The organism is Chryseobacterium sp. KLBC 52 (assembly GCF_003347605.1).
Classification (GTDB): Bacteria; Bacteroidota; Bacteroidia; order Flavobacteriales; family Weeksellaceae; genus Chryseobacterium.
On record NZ_QDFZ01000002.1, the window covers coordinates 338,788 to 361,692 of the forward strand.

Annotated in this window: 25 protein-coding genes; 10 read left to right on the forward strand and 15 right to left on the reverse strand. The window is 35.4% G+C overall.

Annotated elements, in window-relative coordinates; all coding sequences use genetic code 11:
* Window positions 1-34: 34 nt before the first annotated feature.
* From DDF69_RS03150 to DDF69_RS03185, 8 genes are all read right to left on the reverse strand, one after another.
* Window positions 35-907 (reverse strand): PstS family phosphate ABC transporter substrate-binding protein, encoded by an 873-nt coding sequence (locus DDF69_RS03150; protein WP_114819490.1) that lies wholly within the window; start codon window positions 905-907, stop codon window positions 35-37.
* Window positions 897-1,094 (reverse strand): DUF308 domain-containing protein, encoded by a 198-nt coding sequence (locus DDF69_RS03155; RefSeq protein WP_171006307.1) that lies wholly within the window; start codon window positions 1,092-1,094, stop codon window positions 897-899. The genes DDF69_RS03150 and DDF69_RS03155 overlap by 11 nt, the downstream gene beginning before the upstream one ends.
* A 75-nt stretch (window positions 1,095-1,169) precedes the next feature.
* On the reverse strand, window positions 1,170-2,012 hold the full coding sequence (locus DDF69_RS03160) for an energy transducer TonB (RefSeq protein WP_062675757.1): 843 nt from the start codon (window positions 2,010-2,012) through the stop codon (window positions 1,170-1,172).
* Window positions 2,013-2,041: 29 nt separating this feature from the next.
* A complete protein-coding gene (locus DDF69_RS03165) occupies window positions 2,042-2,611 on the reverse strand; it encodes an ExbD/TolR family protein (protein WP_114819491.1) in 570 nt (189 codons plus the stop codon).
* Window positions 2,612-2,622: 11 nt separating this feature from the next.
* Window positions 2,623-3,231: an ExbD/TolR family protein gene (locus tag DDF69_RS03170; RefSeq protein WP_114819492.1), complete on the reverse strand. Its 609-nt coding sequence runs from the start codon at window positions 3,229-3,231 to the stop codon at window positions 2,623-2,625.
* 61 nt (window positions 3,232-3,292) lie between these two features.
* Window positions 3,293-4,156, reverse strand: a complete 864-nt coding sequence (locus tag DDF69_RS03175) for a MotA/TolQ/ExbB proton channel family protein (protein ID WP_105681686.1) — start codon at window positions 4,154-4,156, stop codon at window positions 3,293-3,295.
* A 240-nt stretch (window positions 4,157-4,396) separates the two neighbouring features.
* Complete coding sequence (gene leuS, locus DDF69_RS03180) at window positions 4,397-7,210, reverse strand: leucine--tRNA ligase (RefSeq protein WP_114819493.1); 2,814 nt, start codon at window positions 7,208-7,210, stop codon at window positions 4,397-4,399.
* 171 nt (window positions 7,211-7,381) lie between these two features.
* Window positions 7,382-7,858: a lipocalin family protein gene (locus tag DDF69_RS03185; RefSeq protein WP_047373532.1), complete on the reverse strand. Its 477-nt coding sequence runs from the start codon at window positions 7,856-7,858 to the stop codon at window positions 7,382-7,384.
* Window positions 7,859-8,003: 145 nt separating this feature from the next.
* On the opposite strand from DDF69_RS03185, the gene DDF69_RS03190 reads away from it, so the two are divergent.
* The 3 genes from DDF69_RS03190 to DDF69_RS03200 are packed head-to-tail and all read left to right on the forward strand — an operon-like array spanning window position 8,004 to window position 10,442.
* Entirely contained in the window at window positions 8,004-9,035 is a 1,032-nt protein-coding gene (locus DDF69_RS03190; RefSeq protein ID WP_162800864.1) for an acyltransferase family protein, read from the forward strand.
* A gap of 22 nt (window positions 9,036-9,057) precedes the next feature.
* Window positions 9,058-9,816 carry a glycosyltransferase family 2 protein gene (locus tag DDF69_RS03195; protein ID WP_114819495.1) on the forward strand — a complete coding sequence of 253 codons (759 nt, stop codon included), beginning with the start codon at window positions 9,058-9,060 and terminating at the stop codon, window positions 9,814-9,816.
* The gene (locus tag DDF69_RS03200; protein ID WP_114819496.1) at window positions 9,816-10,442 is read left to right on the forward strand and encodes a deoxyuridine 5'-triphosphate nucleotidohydrolase; all 627 of its coding nucleotides are present in this window, start codon (window positions 9,816-9,818) and stop codon (window positions 10,440-10,442) included. The genes DDF69_RS03195 and DDF69_RS03200 overlap by 1 nt, the downstream gene beginning before the upstream one ends.
* Here DDF69_RS03200 and DDF69_RS03205 read toward each other — a convergent pair.
* The 6 genes from DDF69_RS03205 to DDF69_RS22475 all read right to left on the reverse strand — a co-directional run bounded on the left by DDF69_RS03205 (window position 10,434) and on the right by DDF69_RS22475 (window position 14,248).
* Window positions 10,434-11,672: a 3-deoxy-D-manno-octulosonic acid transferase gene (locus tag DDF69_RS03205; protein WP_114819497.1), complete on the reverse strand. Its 1,239-nt coding sequence runs from the start codon at window positions 11,670-11,672 to the stop codon at window positions 10,434-10,436. The two genes, DDF69_RS03200 and DDF69_RS03205, sit on opposite strands and share 9 nt — an antisense overlap.
* A 5-nt stretch (window positions 11,673-11,677) precedes the next feature.
* The gene (locus DDF69_RS03210; protein ID WP_114819498.1) at window positions 11,678-12,022 is read right to left on the reverse strand and encodes a cupin domain-containing protein; all 345 of its coding nucleotides are present in this window, start codon (window positions 12,020-12,022) and stop codon (window positions 11,678-11,680) included.
* Entirely contained in the window at window positions 12,019-12,486 is a 468-nt protein-coding gene (locus DDF69_RS03215) for a DUF1648 domain-containing protein (protein ID WP_114819499.1), read from the reverse strand. Before DDF69_RS03215 ends, DDF69_RS03210 begins: the two co-directional genes overlap by 4 nt.
* A gap of 22 nt (window positions 12,487-12,508) precedes the next feature.
* The gene (locus DDF69_RS03220; RefSeq protein WP_034693014.1) at window positions 12,509-13,225 is read right to left on the reverse strand and encodes a C40 family peptidase; all 717 of its coding nucleotides are present in this window, start codon (window positions 13,223-13,225) and stop codon (window positions 12,509-12,511) included.
* A gap of 85 nt (window positions 13,226-13,310) precedes the next feature.
* Window positions 13,311-13,958 (reverse strand): O-methyltransferase, encoded by a 648-nt coding sequence (locus DDF69_RS03225; RefSeq protein WP_114819500.1) that lies wholly within the window; start codon window positions 13,956-13,958, stop codon window positions 13,311-13,313.
* A gap of 134 nt (window positions 13,959-14,092) precedes the next feature.
* Window positions 14,093-14,248 carry a CCPGW family putative bacteriocin gene (locus DDF69_RS22475; protein WP_410494285.1) on the reverse strand — a complete coding sequence of 52 codons (156 nt, stop codon included), beginning with the start codon at window positions 14,246-14,248 and terminating at the stop codon, window positions 14,093-14,095.
* 826 nt (window positions 14,249-15,074) lie between these two features.
* On the opposite strand from DDF69_RS22475, the gene DDF69_RS03230 reads away from it, so the two are divergent.
* The 3 genes from DDF69_RS03230 to DDF69_RS03240 are packed head-to-tail and all read left to right on the forward strand — an operon-like array spanning window position 15,075 to window position 17,261.
* Window positions 15,075-15,668, forward strand: coding sequence for a hypothetical protein (locus tag DDF69_RS03230; RefSeq protein ID WP_114819501.1), 594 nt, complete (start codon window positions 15,075-15,077; stop codon window positions 15,666-15,668).
* A 53-nt stretch (window positions 15,669-15,721) separates the two neighbouring features.
* On the forward strand, window positions 15,722-16,294 hold the full coding sequence (locus DDF69_RS03235; RefSeq protein ID WP_114819502.1) for a hypothetical protein: 573 nt from the start codon (window positions 15,722-15,724) through the stop codon (window positions 16,292-16,294).
* Window positions 16,257-17,261 (forward strand): HTTM domain-containing protein, encoded by a 1,005-nt coding sequence (locus tag DDF69_RS03240; protein ID WP_228411913.1) that lies wholly within the window; start codon window positions 16,257-16,259, stop codon window positions 17,259-17,261. The genes DDF69_RS03235 and DDF69_RS03240 overlap by 38 nt, the downstream gene beginning before the upstream one ends.
* A 52-nt stretch (window positions 17,262-17,313) precedes the next feature.
* Here the strand turns inward: DDF69_RS03240 and DDF69_RS03245 are convergent, their stop codons facing one another.
* A complete protein-coding gene (locus tag DDF69_RS03245) occupies window positions 17,314-18,147 on the reverse strand; it encodes an OmpA family protein (RefSeq protein ID WP_047435593.1) in 834 nt (277 codons plus the stop codon).
* An 87-nt stretch (window positions 18,148-18,234) separates the two neighbouring features.
* On the opposite strand from DDF69_RS03245, the gene tilS reads away from it, so the two are divergent.
* From tilS to DDF69_RS03265, 4 genes are all read left to right on the forward strand, one after another.
* Entirely contained in the window at window positions 18,235-19,587 is a 1,353-nt protein-coding gene (tilS, locus tag DDF69_RS03250; protein ID WP_114819503.1) for a tRNA lysidine(34) synthetase TilS, read from the forward strand.
* Complete coding sequence (locus DDF69_RS03255; RefSeq protein ID WP_114819504.1) at window positions 19,560-20,138, forward strand: RNA polymerase sigma factor; 579 nt, start codon at window positions 19,560-19,562, stop codon at window positions 20,136-20,138. The genes tilS and DDF69_RS03255 overlap by 28 nt, the downstream gene beginning before the upstream one ends.
* Window positions 20,139-20,199: 61 nt before the next feature.
* Window positions 20,200-21,159 carry a redoxin domain-containing protein gene (locus DDF69_RS03260; RefSeq protein ID WP_114819505.1) on the forward strand — a complete coding sequence of 320 codons (960 nt, stop codon included), beginning with the start codon at window positions 20,200-20,202 and terminating at the stop codon, window positions 21,157-21,159.
* Window positions 21,160-21,493: 334 nt separating this feature from the next.
* Window positions 21,494-22,905, forward strand: a 1,412-nt coding sequence (locus tag DDF69_RS03265) for a protein-disulfide reductase DsbD family protein (RefSeq protein WP_114819506.1), incomplete at its 3' end; no start/stop codon positions are given.

Consider the following 22,905-nt stretch of genomic DNA (forward strand, 5'->3'; position numbering starts at 1 on the left):
GTTTAATATGGTTAAATTGTGAATTTAATATTTTTTAACGCATCTGAACTTCTCTCTTATAAATATTATACGGCTGCAAGCCTTCTTTCTGTACAATCTTCTGTCCTAAATGGGTACATGAAAATCTTATAAATCCGTTGGCAATATTGAAATTACCTTCGTTAATCAGGAAATAAAGCACTCTTGTAAACGGATATTCCATTGTACGGAGTCCATCAAAATCTGCATTATATGATTTACCTTTCTCTACTACAGGAAGAACCTTCACCATCTCTCTTAATTTTTCTGAAGTTTTATCATAAGGACGGCTGAAAGTATTCAATCCAATAACGCCTATTTTATCAGGATATTTCCCCAATTCCTCTATAATCTTCTGATTTCCCGGAATAATTGAAAATTTCAGGTCTTTCGGTTGTTTTTTGAATTTCTCAGCAACAAAATTCAGGTTACTGGAGTTGGTTCCGTCAAAAATAAATTCTTTTTTATCAGACATCAGACCGTTGTTGATTTCTTCCATTGAAATACTTTCTTTTGGAGAGTCTTTAGGAACGACAAAAACCACTGCATCCGCAGCAAATCTGGAAGGAAGAAACTTTAGATCTGTTCTTTCCTCATATGTTTTTATTTCTTCAGGGGTAAGATTTCTGGACATTACTACCGCTTTAGCACTTCCTTTCAAAAGATCCAAAAGTCCTAAATCTTCCTTCTTGGTTTCTACTTTGATGTGTGTTTCAGGATAGTTGATCATATAGCCTTCTGCTAATGCTTCTGTAACGCTTTGAAAAGATTCGTCGGTAAAAATGGTAAGATCACCTTTGTGATAGGAGGGAGCATTTTTCTCCTTTTTGCAGCTTGCAAGCATCATACTCAAGACAAAAATTACTGCAAGCTTTAAACTATTCTTCATTTCTCGATTTTTTAATTCTTGAGATCGCTCTGTAAATTCTAAAAATACCATAAATAATGAGCACCACTCCTAATGCATAAGCAACAGCAGGTTCTAAAATAGTAAAGAAGAATTTGTAGACAATCACTACAATTCCTAAAACGATATAAAACAATCCCGTAACCAGGGATAACCAATTGAACATCATGTAACAAAAATACCAAAAAAAATAAAAAGAGAAGCATAAGCCTCTCTTTTTATTTATATTTTGAATAAATAAGTCTTATTCAAAGTTCATCGTAAATGGTACGCTATAGTAAGATCTAACGCTCTCCCCGTTTCTCTTCGCAGGAGTCCATTTTTTAAGTTTCTTAACTACACGCATTGCTTCACTGTTGAAGTCGCCATTTGGAGATTTCTCTTCAATAGTAACATTCGAAACAGTTCCGTCTTTTTCTACAACGAACTTAAGCTTCGCTTTAAGTGTTCCTTCACCTCCTTCCATCAAAGAAGTATCGAAGTTATCTCCCAAGAACTTTCTTAATGCACCCATACCTCCAGGATATTCTGCAGACTGGTCAACATCTTTATAGATCTCGTTAGGGTTGTTCGCTTTTACTTCTACTGTACTGGCTTTAGTACCTGTAGATGGTGGTGGCGGCGGTGGTGTATAAGCCGGAGCTTTTACCCCCTCCTGATTTTGTAAACCAGTTGTAGTTTCCAACTGCTTAGAAATCGGTGGTGGTGGAGTTTCAATTTTCGGAGCTTTTACAGGCTCAGGAACCACGTTCTGAATTACCTCAATTTTCTCCTCTTCTTTTGGAGGTGGAGGTGGTGGAGGTGGTTCTTCTTCTTTAGGCTGCTCGATAATCGGATCTTCTTCGATAATATCTACCAGATCTGCCTTCACTTCTTGCTTAGGCGGAGCGGTAAGATTCTTAATCGTAAGATAGATGAACGGAGACAAAGCTGCCAAAAGGAATAATGCTGTTCCGATAATAAAAGACTTTGTTAAAAGTCTCGGATACTGATGTCTAAGATCATAGGCACCATATTCCTTGTTTCTATTTTCAAATACGATCTCGTCTAAAGTAAGATTCTGACCGTATACATTTTCATCTGCCATAGATTAGATATAACAATTTTATGGTTAAATTACTTTGTAGCAGCAGCCGGTGCAGCAGCACCTCCTACTTTTTTCTCATAAATAGCCTTTTCCCAAGGTTTGATGTCAGTAACCCCGTACTGCTCACTTTTGGTAATTGCCATTTCATCAAGAATATCAACAAAGTTCTTATATACAGCATCGTCAGTTGGCTTAATGATCACGGTAAATTTCGTTTGATCTGCAGCTCTAGATTTTGCCTGCTGAATTACTTTTCTAATTCCTTCTCTGTCAAGACTAGTTTCCATAAGAGTTTGGTCATTCAAAGATGTAGCATCTTGCTGGTGCCAGAAAACTCTGTTATTTTTTCCTAATAAGATAGAAATTGAGTTAGAAAGTTTAATTTCTGTTGGAGGTGGTTTTTGTTTTTCATCTTTCGGTTTAGCCGGAAGACCCAAATCCATAACGTTCGGTTTACTGAACGTAGTTGTGAACATAAAGAAGGTAATCAATAGAAAACCCAAGTCCACCATCGGAGTCATATCGACTCTGGTGTTTTGCTTCTTGGAACGGACCTTGCCGCCCTTGCCGCCTTTCTCTTGTACTTGTACTTCTGCCATTTCTATCGATATTATTCGTTAGGTTTACCTTCTTGTGATGTAATCAACCAAAATTTAAGAAAATCAATATCTCTTAAACCTTCAAATAGGCTTTTCACTTTAGGATATTCAGTTGTAACGTCACCTTTAATCGCTAACTTGTAGTCAGGGTTAACGCTCAAACTTTCTTTTACCCAATCAATTAATTGCTTATTTGTACTGTCCATAGGAATTCCTGACGGACTTCTATAATTTTTCTGCTCATCTGCAGGCATATCCAAGTAACCTTTAAGCTGGTTCATTGGAACTCCGATTGCCTGAACTTTCTGGAAAGCAGCTTTTTGGTTGTTGTCAAAAGTAATTCCATACTTTTGTCCCATTTTATCCAAAAGAGCAATTCTTTCTGATGCATTTTCTACCGGCTGGAAATAGAATTTTCCGTCCGGAGTAGCGTTGATAGTCATTAAACTAGCATCAGGAAGCAATTTTTCCGAAATTGAAGATGGCGGTTTGATCTGCTCCACGTCAGGTTTTTTAAACTGAGTGGTCAAGATAAAGAACGTAAGAAGTAGGAACGCAACGTCACACATTGCGGTCATGTCCGTTACGACTCCATGTCTTTTAGGTTTGACTCTCGCCATTATTATAAAATATTTTTAATTAAACTTCTTTTAATTGCCAATGCAAATATCTTGCTAATTCTTAGTTGAATTCAGCGAAAGATTGTTGGATACTCATAGAGATCTCGTCGATCTTGTAAGTTAATCCATCAATTTTAGATGTAAAGAAGTTATAAAGGATAATAGCGATTGCTGAAGTACCAATACCTAATGCCGTGTTGATCAAGGCTTCAGAGATACCTGTAGATAGAGCAGCAGCATCCGGAGTACCACCTCCTGAACCTAATGCAAAGAACGCCTTGATCATCCCGATTACTGTTCCAAGTAGTGCGATTAGGGTTGCAACTGTACCTAGAGTAGAAAGGATCATCATGTTTTTCTCAAGCATTGGCATCTCAAGAGTAGTAGCTTCTTCGATAGCTTTGTTAAGAGCTACCATTTTCTGCTCTTTATTTAATGTAGTATCGTGAGAAAGTGCTTTGTAAGTAGTAAGACCTTCTTTTACTACGTTACCAACAGAACCTTGTTGTCTGTCGCACTCTTCGATAGCTTCGTCGATTTTGTTTTGGTTTAGTAAGCTTCTTACCTGAACAACGAAGTTGTCTAAGTTTCCTTTTCCAGCTGCTTTACCAAGAACGAAATATCTTTCAAAAGAGAAAACGATTACAGTAATCATGAAAGTAATCAAGATTGGTACGATAACCCCTCCTTTGTAGATAATACCTAAAAACGATTCTGGGTGAATGTCTTTTCCTTCAACACTTGAAAAAGCTACAGAACCACTTCCTAGTTTATCTGCATCTTTAAAGTTTCCTGGGCTACCAAGAACGAATAAATAAATACATACTCCTATAGCAAATAGAATAGGAATAATAACAGCTGGATTTAAACCTCCTGCCTTTCTAGCAACTACTTGCTCATCATTTTTTGAAACATTCATTTCCATATTTAACTAAATTATATTGTTTTAAAATTTTACAGGGTGTAAATTAAAGGCAAAATTAATTAAAATGCAAGAGTCTTAATTAAACATTTTGCTTTTTTTTGATAAAGAAATTTTAATACGATTTCGAAATAATAATTATTTTAAATTATTTTATTTATTTTATCCAAATTTAACATTTGAATTAAAAAATCATAAAAATAAGACACCCATTTTTTTTAATTTCCCAATGTTAATTTTTTTTTAAATTACGATATTCACAATACGGTGAGGGACTACAATGATTTTTTTAGGGGTTTTACCCTCCAAAATCTGTTGCATTTTCTCGTTCGAAATCACCAAATCTTCTACTTCCTTGGCAGATAATTGCGCTGAAAGTGAAATTTTGAACTTCATTTTACCATTTACACTTACCGGATACTCAATTTCGTCTTCAACCAGATAATCTTCATTCAATGCCGGGAATTGTTCAAATTCTATCGATGTACCGTGTCCTAATAAACTCCACAATTCTTCACAGATGTGAGGAGCATATGGAGAAATGATAACGGCAAGCGGTTCTAAAATATTGCGCTTGTTGCATTTTATTTTCTGAAGCTCGTTTACAGCAATCATAAAGGATGATACTGAAGTATTGAAAGAGAAGTTTTCAATATCGTATACCACCTTCTTTATTAAGGTATGTAAAACTTTGTATTCCGCTTTTGTAGGTTTTTCGTCTGAAACTTCAAATACATCTCCGTTGAAATACAGGTTCCAGAATTTTTTAAGGAAACCATACACTCCGCTCAACCCTTGAGTATTCCAAGGCTTGGATTGTTCCAACGGTCCTAAGAACATTTCATATAATCTTAATCCGTCTGCTCCATACTCTTCACAGATGTCATCAGGATTGACTACGTTATATTTTGACTTGGACATTTTTTCTACTTCACGGTCTGTGATGTATTTTCCGTCTTCCAGAATAAATTCTGCCTCAGCATAATCCGGTCTCCATGCTTTGAAGGCTTCTGTATCCAATTCGTCAGAGGTTCCTTTTAATAAGGATACGTCTACGTGAATCTGCTGAGTCTGATAATCTTTAGCTAAATTTTTAGATACATATTGATTCGTACCGTCAATTCTGTACACAAATGCACTCATCCCTAAGATCATCCCTTGGTTGATCAATTTCTGGAATGGCTCATCATGGCTGATATAGCCTCTGTCTTTTAAGAACATGTTCCAGAAACGGGAATACAATAAGTGACCGGTTGCATGCTCGCTTCCTCCTATATATAGGTCTACCTGCCCCCAGTAATCTGCTAATTCTTTTTTAACAAAAGTTTCTTCATCGTTAGGATCCATATATCTAAGGAAGTACCATGAGCTTCCTGCCCAACCTGGCATTGTAGATAATTCTAACGGGAAAATAGTTTTGTCATCAATAAGATCTGTAGCCACTACCTTCTGGTTAGCTTCATCCCATGCAAATTCTTTTGCATTTCCTAATGGCGGATCTCCATCTTCTGTAGGTAAGTATTTTTCAACTTCAGGAAGTTCCAAAGGTAAAGCAGAAGTTGGCAACGTGTAAGGCATTCCATCCTTATAATATATAGGAACTGGTTCTCCCCAATAACGCTGTCTTGAGAAAATAGCATCACGCTGTCTGTAGTTTGTAGTTCCATGACCGATTCCTTTCGTTTCGATCTCGGAAATCATTTTTGCTTTCGCTTCATTATAATGTAATCCGTTTAAGAAATCAGAGTTTACACAAACAGAATCTTTGGAATCAAAAGATTTTTCCTGAACGTCTTCTTCCGTTTCTACCACTTTCTTGATTTCAAGATTAAATTTCTTCGCAAATCTGTGGTCACGCTCATCATGTGCCGGAACTGCCATCACAGCTCCTGTTCCATATCCCATCAACACATAATCTGAAATATAGATCGGCATTTTTTCATTGCTGAAAGGATTGATTGCATAACTTCCTGTGAAAGCTCCGCTCACGTTTTTCACGTCAGACATTCTGTCTCTCTCCGTTTTTTTGGAAGTTTCTTCAATATAAGTATCTACTTCTACTTTTTGAGCATCTGTAGTAATCGTTTCCACTAAAGGATTTTCCGGAGCCAATACCATAAAGGTAGCTCCAAAGATGGTGTCAGGTCTTGTGGTAAATACCTCAACGGTTTCATCATGACCTTCTACATTGAATTGCACCTGAGCTCCCTGAGATTTTCCGATCCAGTATTCCTGAGAATCTTTCAACGGTTGCGGCCAGTCTAATGTATTTAATCCCTGTAATAATCTTTCAGAGTACGCAGAAATTCTCATGCTCCACTGCATCATTTTCTTCTGGAATACCGGAAATCCTCCTCTTTCGGATTTTCCATCCTTCACCTCATCATTCGCCAGTACGGTTCCTAATGCAGGACACCAGTTTACTGTCGTTTCTGCTCTGTAAGCAAGACGATAGTTTAAAAGGATATCTTCTTTATCAATTTCAGAAGCATTCTTCCATTCTTCCGCAGTGAAATTTAATTCGTCGTTCTGATTAGCATTTAATCCTTCTGTTCCTTTTTCTTCAAAATGTTGAATCAAAGACTCAATCGATTCTGCCTTATCCGTATTTTTGTTATACCACGAGTGATACAATTGGATAAAAATCCATTGTGTCCATTTATAATAGGAAGCGTCTGAAGTTCTTAGTTCTCTGCTCCAGTCGAACGAAAATCCGATTTTTTTAAGCTGCTCTTCGTATCTGTTGATATTCTGTTCTGTAGTAACAGCCGGATGCTGTCCTGTCTGGATCGCATACTGTTCAGCAGGAAGTCCGAAGCTGTCATATCCTACCGGGTGGAGTACATTAAACCCCTGGTGTCTTTTGTATCTCGCATAGATATCCGATGCAATATATCCCAGCGGGTGACCTACGTGAAGTCCTGCTCCTGATGGATATGGGAACATATCGAGTACATAAAACTTAGGTTTGTCTGTGTTATTAGAGGTTTTATAGGTTTGATTTTCCTCCCAGTATTTCTGCCACTTTTTTTCTATCTGCTGATGATCGTAAAACACTTTGTATGTATGTTATATGTTAGACTGAATTATTTATCTTTTGTCAAGATTCACAAAATTAATGATTTTAAAGTAAATAGAAATTGAATTTATGATGAATTGCAATTCTACCCTCAACAAAAAAATCCCATCCGGAGATGAGATCTGTTTTATATCCTGAAGTATATACTATTATTGAGTAACTCTTTTGAAGGTATATGTTCTTGTCTGGAATATAGTAGGATCCTGAGTCTCCTCTCTTACCGCAAGATTGAGCGTTGTAGCATCCAAAGTAATAACCTTTGCATTTTGCGGCTCTACGATTCCCTGGATTTTCATCTGAACGTCTTTCCCTTCCTTATTATAAGTATAATTGAATTTTATATCTGAAAGAATAGCACACTGACCAGGTGTAGCAGTATCTCCCCAGTTCGTTTTCCCTCCTTTGGAATCAACGCTGAACCACCATCTTGTCTGTTTCTGACAATCTGTATAAGTAATCGTGTTAGAAACCGGGTCTTCACCAACTTCTACCGTGGTAACTACTTCTTTTAACGGTTGCCATGTCCCAACAAGAGGAGCTTCCAGAACAGTATCATTGTCGCTACTACAGCCTGTAGCTGCAGCAAACAAAGATAAACCTGCAAATAGTAATGCTAATTTCTTCATAGATCAATTTTTTCAAGCGCTAAAATTATAATTTTTTTGATTTATATTACTATTTTTTATGAAAAATTATTTCATCGACGATTATTTATATATATTTAAAAATAGGGACACCTCATTTTCCCTTTATTTAACAAATAATGAATCCATGAGCATCGTTCATTCTATTAAAAAAGTTATTTTTGCAGGAAACAAAATACAAATGCAGGATATTACGAGAAACAATTTTGATTTTATACGTGTTCTCCTTGCCTTTATTGTCTTTCTGGGACATCTTGGCACACTCAGCGCTTCTCCTGATCTCAAGATTTTTGAGCACAGCCCTATAGAAATTGCTGTTTTTGGTTTTTTCGCAGTAAGCGGATTTCTTATTGCAAGGAGCTATGAGAGGTCTTCAAGCCTGAAAAGCTATTTAAAAAAGAGAATCAAAAGAATTGTTCCCGCCTACTTGTTGGTTATTTTTTTATGCGCAATTTTATTGAGCCTGGTAAGCACCTACTCTTTCACCGAATATTTCAGCAATACACAAGTTTACAAGTACCTATTTTGGAATTCATTATTTTTAAATTTTAAAGCACCCTGGCTTCCCGGAGTTTTTGGGAATCAAGCAGTGAATGGTGCCTTATGGACATTAAAAATAGAAATGTGTTACTATTTTGCAGTTCCTTTGTTGTTCTTACTTTTTGGAAAAAATAATAAATACAGAAATACAAGTTTGATTATTTTATATTTCTTATCACTTATTTATCTCAATTATTTTGAATCTTTAAATAAAATTTCACTTGCCAAACAGCTTCCAGGAACATTATCCTATTTTATCCCTGGAATGTTGATTTACTTTAATTTTGATAAATTCATTCAACATAAAAATCTCATTTTCATCATTGCCTTCGTTACGGTGTGGATTGACTTATTTTTAAAAGTTCAGCTTTTTTCCCCAATGATGATCGGGGTCATTGTAATGTATATTGCCTATTCATTCAAATTCTTAAATAATTTCGGAAAGTATGGAGATTTCACCTATGGAATTTACATTTTCCACTTCCCTATTATCAGAACTTTCCAGACTTTAGGACTGTTTGAAGATTACAATCCATTTGTAATGGCTTTGGTATGTATGTTGGTGGTAATTGCGGTAGGTATAAGCTCCTGGCATCTTTATGAAAAAAGATTTTTATAATTTAGCAGTTTAAAAAACACAAATGAAAGATCTTGTCTCCATCATTACTCCCTGTTATAATTCTGCAGAATTTATCGAGGAAACCATACAGTCTGTCCTAAACCAAACCTACGAAAACTGGGAGTGGCTGATTACAGATGACCTTTCCAAAGACCATACGGTTGAAATCATCCGAAAATATAATGATCCCAGAATAAAATTACAGGTTCTGGAGCAAAACGGCGGCGCAGGAAATGCCAGAAATAAAAGTCTTGAAAGGGCACAAGGAAGATATATTGCTTTTCTGGATTCTGATGACTTGTGGTATCCTGAATATCTGGAAACCATGATTACTTTTCTTGAGGAAAACAATGCGGAACTGGCCTATTGTAATTATTCAAGGTGTGATGAATATACCATGGAACCTATTTTAAAAGATTTTGAAGCTGACACAATTGTTACTTTCTCTAATTTACTTAAAACCTGCAGGCTGGCGCCGGTTTCCACTATTTATGACACCAAAAGAGCCGGGAAATTTTTCTTTCCGGTAAAAAGTAAACGTGAAGATCATGTGATGTGGCTGAATCTTTTAAAAGTAATTCCGGAAGGGATTCCTGTACAAAAGACCCTGGCAAAATACAGAATGCGTGAAAACAGCGTTTCAAGGAATAAGAAAAACATCATCAAAGATCAATATCTTGTGTATAAAGATTTCATGGGATTCTCCACAGTAAAATCGTTGTATTATACGGCTAACTGGGCATTAAACGGATTCCTGAAATATTCAAAAATTTTCAATTAATGGAATATTCAAAAGAGTTCAAAGCCGCTTTGAGTGCTTTTTCCGGAACGGAGAAGGACAAACTTATTTTCAGACTCCTGAGAAAGGATAAATTATTGTCTAAAAAGCTTTACTTTGAACTGATTGATCCGGAAACCACAGATGATAAAAGAAATGCCATGGAAGAGCATGTGGAGGAACAGCTTCTTCTGGCTTCAAAATATGTGGGAAATGCCAAATATTTTCTGTCTACTGTGCGAAAAATAAGTGCTGAAATTACCGAGCATGTAAAAATCACGACTGATAAATTCGGAGAGGTTTCCCTGAATCTTCTTCTCGTGAATAAGGTATTGGAAAATAATGGTGATCTCAGCAGACAAAGGTTTGACAATGTTTACAAGCTTTATATTTATATCATCAACAAAGTTTTCAAGTCATTGATTCTTATAAAAAAACTGGATGAAGATTACTGGATGGAAATTGATGAATACCTTCGTGATACTCAGAATAAACTTTTAGAAAATCACTATCTTCAGAAACTTTGTATTAACAATGGTCTTGACTTCAATTGGCTGGAATGTGACAGAATTCCAGATAACATCGATCAGATTATGAAAGACATTAAAAGCCAGGGATTCTTAAGATAAAATTTTCTGAAGAATCATTCTGGTAGAATCAGGTTTTTCATCCACGAATTTTCCGGCGTTTTTAGACATCTCTTCAAGCTCTTCTCTGTTATCCTCATTCGTAAGAAATAAAACGAATTCTGAGGCTGTATATTCGTCAGGGAAAGACTTTCCGCCATTGGCAGAGATCAGGTCATCAGCTTCCGGATTCTTTTTGTAATGATTTCCAAAGATCACAGGAACACCAAAAGTGGCTGCTTCCAGAATATTGTGAAGTCCGGCATCATGAAATCCTCCTCCTACAACAGCTACATCTGCATAAGAATATAATTTTGATAATAAACCAATGCTGTCTATGATCAGAATTGGAGTATTGAAAGTTGAAGGTTGAGTGTTTTGTATTTCGCTGTACAGTAAAGCATCCGGGAATATATTTTTCAAATGTTCTACTCTTTTCAGATCGTGAGGTGCTATAATGAGTTTTACTGTATTATTTTTGCGTGAAACTACTTCTGCTATTTTCTCTTCTGCCTGCCATGAACTTCCGAAAACTACCGCTTTATTATTTCCAATGAAGTCTTTAATAAAATCGACATGATTATTTCTTTCTCGCAGCTGTTTCACTCTGTCAAATCTTGTGTCTCCGGTTACGGAAGACTTCATTAATCCAACGCTTTTCGCCAAGGCTAAGGAAAACTGAGTCTGGTGGAAAAACCAATCTACATTTTTCTGAAGCTGCTTCACAAACCATTTTCCATAGGAAGTAAAGAAAGACTGTCTTTCATAGAACAGGGCAGAAATGACATAAATCTTTGTCCCTTTGTTTTTCAATTCGGCAAGGAGATTGTACCAATAATCGTATTTAACCGTAAAAAATAGTTCAGTATTAAATTGGTCTGTAAATTCTTTTACAGCACTTTTTTTATCGAAAGGCAGATAACAAATAACGTCTGCAATATGTTTCTTCTTAACCACATTTTCATATCCTGATGGGGAAAAGAAAGTCACCAGGATTTTGTGCTGAGGAAAATTCTCTTTCAATTTCTCCAGAACAGGTAGTCCCTGCTCATATTCACCAAGACTTGCGGCATGCATCCAGATTACCTGATCTGTTTTTGAAAATGCAGCTTTAACTTTATCTAAAGACTGACGCCTTCCTTTAACGCCTTTTTTAGTTTTATCATTAATCATGGCAAAAACCTTCATACCGAAGGCAAGAAGACTGATAAATATATTGTATAAAAAAGCCATTTTACTTATTCTTTAATTTCAATTCTGTCATGATCCGTTGGAGGATTTGATATGACTAAAAACTCAATTTCTTCATCTGATTCATTGGAGATAAAATGCTTTGCTCCCGGCTCAATGGATATAGATTCACCCTGCCCAACCAGGAATTTTTTTTCATTGATATAGAATACAGCTTCTCCTTTCAGAATATAAAAAAACTGTTCTGTCACTTTATGAAAGTGTAGTTTCTCTGAAGTTCCTGCAAGCATTTTCTCCTGCTTTACGGATAAACTTTGGGTATTTTTAAGAATCCAGCTGTCACATTGGTTTCCCCAGATATAATGTTCTGAATTATCTTTAGAATGTATCATTTAAACAGATAGGCTATAAAAAGTAATGCGGGAGTAAAAAACACAACAAATAAAAAGATTGCAGCAAATGTAATTCTCGGTTTGGCCTGATCATCTACGGCATATCTGAACATATAGTCCTGAATATTCATAAAAATAATAGCCAGTATTAAGAAGAGAATCCTCAATCCAATCTTCATAATTAAAAACTGAGCATTCATATTCTGCGCTGTAATTTCTACCGGGAAATGAGTGTCTTCAGGATGCCTCATACCATACATGAACAGAGCATATAATCCCAGAGCCAATACAGGCATCAGAAAGGCATACATTTTCCCACCAAATCCATCTGCTTTCCCTTCCATGTCAAAATGTACAGGAATTCTCTCTGGCAATGTATTATAGTTTTTCAGGGTAAACCACCATAGAAAAACTACCAGTCCAAAATTAAAAATATCAAAAGTTGTAAAAAGAATATTTTCCATTTCAGACGAGATTGAATCAGGATTAGATGACGCTCTTCAGCACTCTCAGTTTATGAGTATGCTTATTCATTTCTTTATTGAAAATCCCTGTGGAATCCAGTGTGTCTATTCTTACTTTTCCGGAAGCATGGATGATTTTTTGATTTTCCAGCATAATTCCAACATGAATAATTTTCCCTTCTGCATTTTCAAAGAATGCAAGATCTCCAGGCTGTGTTTCTTCTATAAAAGTAAGTGCTTCACCTACCTCAGCCTGCTGTGATGCATCTCTGGGTATTTTTATATTGTGAATTTTGTAAACCAATTGGGTAAATCCGGAGCAGTCCACGGCAAAAAAGCTTTTTCCTCCCCACAGATAAGGTACATTCAGGAACTCTTTTGCTGTCAGAGCGATACTTTCACGCACATCATGACTTCTTCTTGAAGCCACCACCGGAAATTCCACTTCAGACCCCATAGAAAGTAAAGTTTTACCATCGTTCATGAGTACAGAAGAAAAGTCTTCGGTAACGACAGTCACTTTTCTTTTGGCGAGTTCTTCGTCCGTTATTGGTTTCAGCTGTTTGGTATCCATCCATCCTTCATAGCCATCATAATGCATTTTTATTTTGGTCCAGTTTTTATCCACTTCCAAAATATCTGCACTTTCTCCAAACAATATTTCCGTAACAATTTCAGCTCTGTCAGAATTTTCTGCACGAACCGGCGCTACTGTAACAATACAAACTCCCTTATTCATTAATTTTCAATTTAAAGATTGAATAATTTAAAGATTAAAAATACGATAGGTATCTCTTTAAATGTTTAATCCTTGAATATTTCAGTTACTTTCTGCGAAGAAAGTTGACTCCATCTCGCAAAGGTAAAATAAGATTTTCAAAATCTTCGTCTTTTGCTGCCAAATCATTTAATTCCTGGATAGACTGGGTAGATTTCAGCTTCGGATTTTCTTCCAACACTTTTCCATACCATAAAACATTATCAAAAAGGATCACCGTTCCGGATTTTGTATGCGGTTTAATCAGTCTGAAATATTCAGCATAGTTTTCTTTATCGGCATCTACAAAAATCAGATCAAAAAATTCATCTGTTTCTTTTAAATATTCCTTGGCATCCTGGAGTTTAAAATCAATCTGGCTTGCATATTCGCTGGATTCAAAATATTTTTTGGGAAGATAGGCAAGATCTTCATTCACATCCAATGTTGTAATTTTTCCGTCTTTTGATAACCCTGATGCAAGACATAAAGTAGCATAGCCGGTGAATGTTCCTATTTCAAGAATATTTTTCGGCTGCAGCATCTGGGAAATAATTGTCAGCAATCTTCCCTGCTGATATCCGGAAATCATATGAGGCTGTGTTGTTTTCTGATATGTCTCTCTTCTCAGCTTTTTCAGAATTTCGGATTCCGAAGAAGCGTGTGCCTCCAAATATCTGTCCATTTCAGGATTCTTTTCTTCAAAAAAACTCATACCATTTTAATTTAAACAAATTTAATGATTTTAAAACTTTCCCAAACCTTCTTTTTGTTCAATATAAAATACAAAAAAGAGAGAAACTAATTCCTCTCTTTTTCTTAGCCATCTAAATTCGATGTAAAAAAATATTATATGGCTATACAATATTGTCTTATCCCGGCACAAACCCATCCTGGGCAACACTTTGTTTGTGGACTCGAACAAAATATCTGTGGATTACACGCGTTAATAGCACCTTGCACAGTTTTCATTTCTCCTCTTGAAAGTTTTTTTAAATTTTTCATAATGATTTTAGTTTAGTATTAACTTCCTACTCTTTAGATTTTCGGATACCTCTTTAATATTTCCTTTAACGGAGATTTAAATATACATATTCTTTTATTAATCAACTAATTATATACACAAAAACTACATATTTAATAAATAAAAACACAAACTTCAGTGAAAACCCCATATAAAATACCGTGAAAACACGGATGTTATTTTTGTGGTATTAGTTATAAGTTTGCAATAAGAATAAGGGGTAAAAACACTAAGAGAAAACAAGATGATTGCAGGAGAGACACAAACTAACCATGAGAATCACAAAAAAGTTGTACTGAAAAGTAGAACTGATGCTTCTGCAGCAAAAAGTAAGACAGAAATATCCACTTCATTTTTGCAACGAATTATTTCGCTCCTGAAAAAGGAAGAATTAATTTGATTAAAAAATAAATCCCGGCCACCTTCGGGATTTATTTTTGTTTTATACTCAGATATTCTCTCTCAGATTATTTCAGATTAAAACCTCATCGCATTCCTTCATCAATATTTTTCTCAACATCATTCTACAGGACTTCACTGAGTTCATTTTACAATTCATTCTCAGAATCCATATTTTAAGCTACAATACATCAACCTGAAATATCCATGAACGGCTATTACTCTTCAAAATACTGATTCATATCTCACTTCACAAGTCAAAATCCTCATAAAAAACAGGAAAAACACCTGTATATGACCGCTCATATGCTCCTACCTTTGATATACGTTTTCCAGCCATGAAACATTCAAATAAAGGAGGCATCCGAAAATCCTAAAAAAGAGTAGGGATATTTTAAAAACAACCACATGAAAACAAAGACTTTATTATTAATCGGAGCGATAGTGGGACTTGTAATGATATTCTCCCAGCTAAAACCTCAGGAAATGTCTTTTTATAAAGAAAAAGGCAATTACATTGTAGACCATAATTACATCCTGAAAGATGTGAAAAAAATTTCTGAAGAAGACATGAAAAGTTTATTAAGTCTTCAGAAACTTCATCAGAACAGTTTGGGTGCCAATTTCATTATCTATAAAATCAACAGACAGTATGTGATCCGCGGATGCTTAATGAAAGCTAATATCGACTGGAAAAAGTATGGAGATCTAAGAGAAAAAGTGGAAGGTATCCTGAAAAAATATGGAGCTAAAGAATTGGGAACAGATTATTATGCTATTCAAAACAATCAGGTTGCGACCAACGCAGCTTTACTAACCCAGAAAGACATCGCGTCTTTAAACAGATTAACCGTTAAAGGAGCAGAAGAATACACAATCTGTCCACCAACGATGGGTAGAAGAAATCTTACCAATGTGATTATCAAATCTTACAAAGTTAATACAGCCATTGATCCAAGAATCAATGTAAAGCTGAACAGTGTATTGATGAATTACAAATAACCTAAAAAGGCTGTTTTTAATCTGAAGACAGTCTTTTTTTTAAATCTTTTGTCATGAAAAGAAAGCTTCAGTTATCCGGAATTTTTATAATCCTGCTGGTGGTTTTCACCATTGGTCTGAAAGGAACATTTGATGGATATTATGGTTTTTATTATGAAAATAAAGAGTATAAAAAACCGCTGGCATATACTATTTCTGAAGACATTGCCCAGCTAAAACCCGTCAATATATTTACTTCTTACACTGGTTTTGATACAGGATATGGTTTCTATGCACCCAATGTTGCCAGCGACTTTGTCATGAGTTTTGAATTAAAAGATAAAAATGGCAATATCCTTGAACAAAAAAATCTGCCTTATTTTAAGAACAAAGAGAGCAGAGTAAGATACACCACTATTTTTAACATGTTTCTTGATAAAATATCAGATAAAAATAAATACGACAAAAAGTATTATCAGTATCTGGATATCATTATCAGACAGATCGCAGCTCACGTGATGAAAGAAAATCCGCTGGCTTCCAGCGTAACGACAAAACTTTATCTGTACAATTACCCTGCTATTGCAGATTTCAAAAAAGGAAAAACGAATGAAAATCTTATTCTTATTGATGAATTCAAATACTAAAGTGATGAAAAATCTGAATGCATTCTATACCAAAATTGAAAATTTCTTTTTCAGACAAGATAATCAAACGGAATTCTTAAGCTTCTTTCGGATTGCCATAGGAATTGTGATCCTTTTACAATTTACTGCGGTGCTGCCGGATTTTGAAAAATTATTTTCAAGCAACAGTATTATTCCTCAGGATATTATGAGTGTTTTTACACCAGACTGGCTGATTACCTTCCAAAAAATAGTAAGCTTTTTACAAACTCTCGGGATTGAAGAAAGTGCAACAATAGCAATAACAAAGGTTTCGTTTATTACTTTGTGTGTATTTATCATCACCGGATTTTATTCAAGAATTTCTGCACTTTTGTTACTTATATTGCAGATAGCCTTGCTCAAGGGAAGTTCTTTTTTTGCCTATGGTGCAGATTTTTTCACAAGCATGTCTTTATTTTATCTGATCCTTTTTCCTGCTGATCAGCATTTTTCGCTGCGAAATTTTATTTTCAGCAGAAACCCCGGACCTATGAATATTACTCCGGTGAAAAGATTATTTCAGATTCATGTCTCAATTGCTTACTTTTTTTCCGGGCTTGACAAAGCTTTAGGATTCAACTGGTGGAACGGCGAATCTATCTGGAAAGCCATTCATCTGCCCTACTCCAACAGAGATCTGACTATTGATTTCAGCTGGCTGATAGAACATTCTTATATTCTAAGCTTGATTGGATGGACTACCATTATTATTGAGATGTGTTATCCTTTCTTTATCTGGTACAAACCCACACAGAAAACATGGCTTTTCCTCACCATCTCCATGCACATAGGAATTGCGCTGGTGCTCAATTTATACTATTTCTCAGCAATTATGATCGTATGGAATATCACCAACTTTTATTTTGAACAAACCGTTAAAAAAACGGTATCATCTTCAAAGAAAAAAATATCAGCAGAGTATATTCCAAAACAGATTGGTTCATAAAAAAACAAATCCCGAATTGCTTCGGGATTTATGATGATATAGGGTTTAGTCATTATTTCTTAGGAGCGATATCCATCAGTTTCATAAACTCATCGAGTTTAGGCATAATGATGATTTCCGTTCTTCTGTTTTCTGATCTTCCTGAAACGCTCATATTAGTCGCTTTCGGGTTGTATTCAGAACGTCCACCAGCAGTGATTCTTGCAGGATCAACTCCAAACTGAGTTTGAAGAACTTTAGCAACTGAAGTACCTCTTAATGCAGAAAGATCCCAGTTGTCTCTTGGAAGATTCGGAGAGTTCAACGGAGCGTTATCCGTGTTACCTTCAATTAATACTGAGTATTTATCGTAATCGTTGATCACTTTCGCTACTTTACCTAACACTTCCTGAGCTGCAGGCAAGATGTTGTAATCTCCTGTTTTGTATAACATTTTATCAGAAAGAGAGATCATTACCACTCCTTTCAATACTTTTACCTGTACATCTTCATCAGATACATTATCCAAAGATCTCTTCAGTTTATTAGACAATGCCAGGTTTAAGCTATCATTTTTAGCATTACTGGAGATCAATTGCTTGATATAAGAATTGGAAGCATTAATTTCGCCTACCAGTTTATCAATGTTAGCAGAGCTTTTTCCTGTATTGGACAGACATGCATCAAGTGATGATTTTAAAGCATCGTGCTGGCTTTTCAACAAGTTGTTTTCACCCGCCAATGCAGAGTTCTGAGATTTCAAATCCTGAATTTCTCTCTGTCTTTCTCCAATATTTTCAATACACTGCTTATAGTTTGTGCTCAAAGCATCATACTGCTTTTTGCTGACACAAGATGTCATCCCCAGCGCCATTGCAGAAACTGCTAAAATTTTTAAAATCTTCATAAATAATCATTTTTAGACTACTCAAAGTTAGGAAAATTCAATTGAATTATATCGGTTATCTTTGCATAAAAGAAATTCTCAACATCTATGTTGGATCAATCAGCCTTCACCAATCGATTAAAAAATCTTGTTCACGAACCGGAAAACCACACCTATCTTCTGGCGGTAAGCGGAGGAGCAGACTCTATGGTTCTCGCCTCTTTATTCAGGGATTTAGGGCAAAAAATTCAGGATTCCAGGTTCCGGTTTCAGGTAGCTCATATCAATTATAAACTTCGTGGTAATCATTCGGATCTGGATCAGAAAACAGTGCAGGATTTTTGTGAGAAAAATCATATAAAATTTCATTTGTACGAAGTTTCGGAAAAAGATCAGAAACCCGAAAACTCTATTCAGCTATGGGCAAGAGAGCTTCGATATGCTTTTTTTAAAGAAATTCAGGAAAAAGAAAAGCTGGAATTTCTCGTTACCGCCCATCATCTCAATGATCAGCTGGAAACTTTCATCATTAATCTTTCCAAAGCTGCAGGCATTAATGGATTGAGTGGAATTCCATCAAATGATAATAAAATCCTCCGTCCCCTCTTAGATTTTCCCAAAAAAGAAATTTATCAGTTTGCTGAGCAGAATACCATCGAATTCCGGGAAGATCTTTCTAATAAAAAAAGTGATTATCTGAGGAATAAGATCAGGAATGGGATTGTTCCGCTGCTGATGGATACCAACGATCATTTTCTGGAAAACTTCAGAAAAAGTTCTTTATATCTGAATCAAACAAAAGATTTTGTCCAGAAACAGATTCAGGAGATAGAAAATAATCTTACCATATTTAACCAAAACTATAAAATCTTATCAAAGGAAAAGCTTGATCAGGAAAGTGATTTCGTGAAATTTGAAATCTTAAAAAAATACGGATTCAATCAGGAGGAAGAAATCCCGAAAATTTTTAAAGCAGAAAACAACAGTTCTTTCTTTTCAAAAGAATATCAGTTGATGGTCAACCGTGATGAACTTATTTTTATTGATAAAAGCAAAGAAAAGGAAACTCCGGAAGAAATAGTACTGATCAAAAAGTTTGATTTTTCCGAAAACCGGATCAGCATCAATCTCGTAGGTGATATTGAAAACAATGAAGAAATCCACAAAGAATTTGAATGGGATTTCGATGCTGAAAAGCTTCAGTTTCCAATCTTATTAAGAAAACAACAGGATGGAGATGAATTTTATCCAACAGGGTTTTCAGGGAAAAAGAAGGTTTCTAAGTTTTTTAGGGACGAAAAATTATCTGCTTTGATCAAGGAAAAGATCTGGTTATTGTGTGACTCCGCAAACCATATTTTAGGTGTCATCCCTCTCAGACAGGATCGCAGGTATCAGGCAGACAGAACTACTCAAAAAAAGATAACTGTAACGTGGACAGAAAAACAACTAATTCGTTAGCTGTTGATGATTTTAAGAAAGACAGCAATATAGCTTTTGGAATTTTATACCAACAGTATTTTGGTTATACTCAGAAATTCATTCTGAACAATAAAGGTAATCTGGAAGATGCTGAAGATATTTTCCAGGATGCATTACTCATTCTTTATGAAAAACTCAATGCTGATGACTTCAAAGTCCAAACCTGTCTGGGGAATTATATTATCGGAATTGTAAAAAATCTGTGGTTTAAAAAACTCAAAAACAGAAACTTTTATGTAGAGTCTCCTGAAAACTATTTCATGGAACATCAGGAGGAAATAAGTACTGCCATTGAAAATGAAAGGTATTACTGGGAAAAACTGGTTGGTTATATCAAATCGATCTCTTCCCATTGTCAGAATCTCATCCATGACATTTTTATTGAAAACAAAAGTATTGAAGAAATTCAGGATAAATACCAGTATTCCAGCAAACATAATGCTCAGAATCAAAAATACAAATGTGTAGAACAGATCAAAAAAATTAAAAATAAAAATATTTTTACAACTGAAAATCAAATCGTTATATAAAATATTTTTATTTACGGGTGATTTTTTCATGAATCAGGGAACATAATAAGAAAAGAAATATATGTTCAAAAAAATCGTATTGAGCCTTCTTATACTAGTAGGAATTTCATTTAACGCACAAAGCGCAGGCATCAATTTTCAAAAAATTGATTTGGAAGCCGCGAAAAAAATCGCAGCAAAAGAAAACAAACTAATCTTCATTGATCTGTTCACCACCTGGTGCGGACCTTGTAAGCTTATGGCAAAAAACACCTTTACTGATCCCCGAATCGGAGAGATGTTCAATAAAAATTTTGTAAACCTTGCTATAGATGCAGAAAAAGAAGGGATAAGCCTGGCCAAAGAATTTAAAGTGGTTAACTATCCTTCCTTTTTATTCCTTGATTCAAAAGGGAAACTGGTTCAATATGATTTCGGATACTATAATCCTGAACAGTTTTTGGAGGTCGGAGCATCAGTCCTGAAAAAAAAGATGTCTCCATCCGGCAAAACGTTAGATCAGGTAAAAGGAAAAATGATCGGTGATAAAATTGATAATTTCACTGCTAAAGATCATTTGGGTAATACATTTTCTTCATTAAAGGAAAACAAAAAACTTGTAATTGTTTTTATCCGAGGACAATGGTGTCCGTATTGTAACAAATACATTGAAACATTACAAAATCTGGCTCCGGAGCTGAAATCGAAAAACGCGAGACTTGTTATTATTTCTCCCGAAAAACCGGAATTTATAGAAAAGACGATCAGCAAAACAAAGACAGACTATACGGTTTTATATGACGAAGGATATAAAATTGCAGAAGCATTTAATGTCCTTTATACTCCTGATAATGAAACGCTTAATTTCTATAACTCAAAATTAAAAGAGGATTTTGCCAACAGCAGATCAGATCATTCCGGAAGGCTTCCTGTATCGGCAACCTTCATCCTTAATCAAGGAAAAGAAATTACATGGAGACATTTTGATCCGGACTATAAAAACAGAGCATCCGTAGAAGATATTTTAAAAAATCTGAATTGATTTGCTCAGAGTTTTTTGCCCTGGAAAAGATCCTTATCATACTACCAAGTTGGCAAAATTGAAAAAATCTATAATCATATTAAATGATAAATTGAGTAACACTTCTATTGCGATTAGGGCATAAGACAAAATATTTTAGGGATCAGGCTTAAAAAAAGAAAGTTTCTAAATTTTTTAGGGACGAAAAATTATCTATTTTAGCAAGGCAAAAAATCTGGACACAGACTCATTAAGAATAATAATGTATCTGACAGTCTTCCTTTCAGGTAAAACAGAAGATTTGCAAAGAATGAGAAAACGAAAACGGAGTCTCAAAATTTTAACGAAATGAACAATGAAATTTAGAAATTGGTTTTTATTAATTCTACTATTTTTAGCAACGGGAATTAATGCGCAGATAAAAAATCCTGTAAAGTTTAAATTCACCATCAACGACCTGGGGAATAATCAATACGAAGCGGTATTGAATGCTACTATGGAAAGCGGATGGCACATTTACTCTAAAGATCTACCGGAAGATACCGGAATTCCGACCGAGTATAAAGTAACAGGAAAGAATATCGAGTTGATCGGAAAATTTACCGAAGTAGGTAAAAAGCATGAAGAATTTTCTGAAGCGTTTGGAGGAACAATTGTTTTCTACTCCAATTCTGCAGGATTTAAGCAGAAATTTAAATTAAAAGATCCGACAAAACCCGCAGATGTCACTTCTGAGATTACGTATCAGACCTGTGACGACAGAGTTTGTCTCGCTCCCAATACTTTAGAATTCAATCAAAAAGTTACGCCAAAAGGAGTAACGGAAGAGGCTACGACCGAGGAAACTGCAGGTCCTGCAAAAGACTCTGTAAAAATAACGGAGACGGTAACTGAAAATCCTGCAAAAACAGAAGCTACGATCACAGAAACTTCAAAACTGGATCCCAAGCAGCTGAAAATTGAAAGTATTAATTTCAAAAAACCATTGACGGATTGTGGTACCGCCTCTACCAAGGTGGATGAAAATTACTGGACGTATCTATTCTTAGGATTTATCGGAGGATTAATTGCTTTGCTTACGCCATGCGTTTTCCCGATGATTCCACTTACCGTTTCATTCTTTACAAAAGGAAGTAAGGACAAAGCAAAAGGGAAAAGGGATGCTCTTATTTATGGGTTTTTCATTCTTCTTATCTTCGTTTTACTAAGTATTCCTTTCCATATTATTGATGGAATCGCCGGAAATATCTTCAACGAGATTTCGACCAGTGTATGGCTGAATATTGCGTTCTTTATCATATTCATCTTCTTTGCCGGAAGTTTCTTCGGGTATTATGATATTACTTTACCAAGTTCTATTGCCAACAAATCTTCCAAAGCAGAAGAGGCAGGAGGAATTATCGGTATTTTCTTTATGGCATTGACCCTGGTAATTGTTTCTTTCTCATGTACAGGACCTATTTTAGGAAGTTTACTGGGAAGCGCAGTAACAGGTTCATCCAACGTTCCGATGCTGTTGACTTTTGCGTTGGCAGGATTCGGGCTGGCATGGGCAATTATTTTTGGATTGCTGGCATTATTCCCGCAGGCATTACAAAGTCTTCCGAAATCCGGAGGATGGATGAATACGGTAAAAGTTGTTTTAGGATTCGTAGAACTGGCATTAGCATTGAAATTCTTGTCTAAAGCAGATCTTGTATCCAAAACATTCTTCTTAAAAAGAGAACTTTTCATTGCGATCTGGATTATTATCGCCTTAGGATTAGC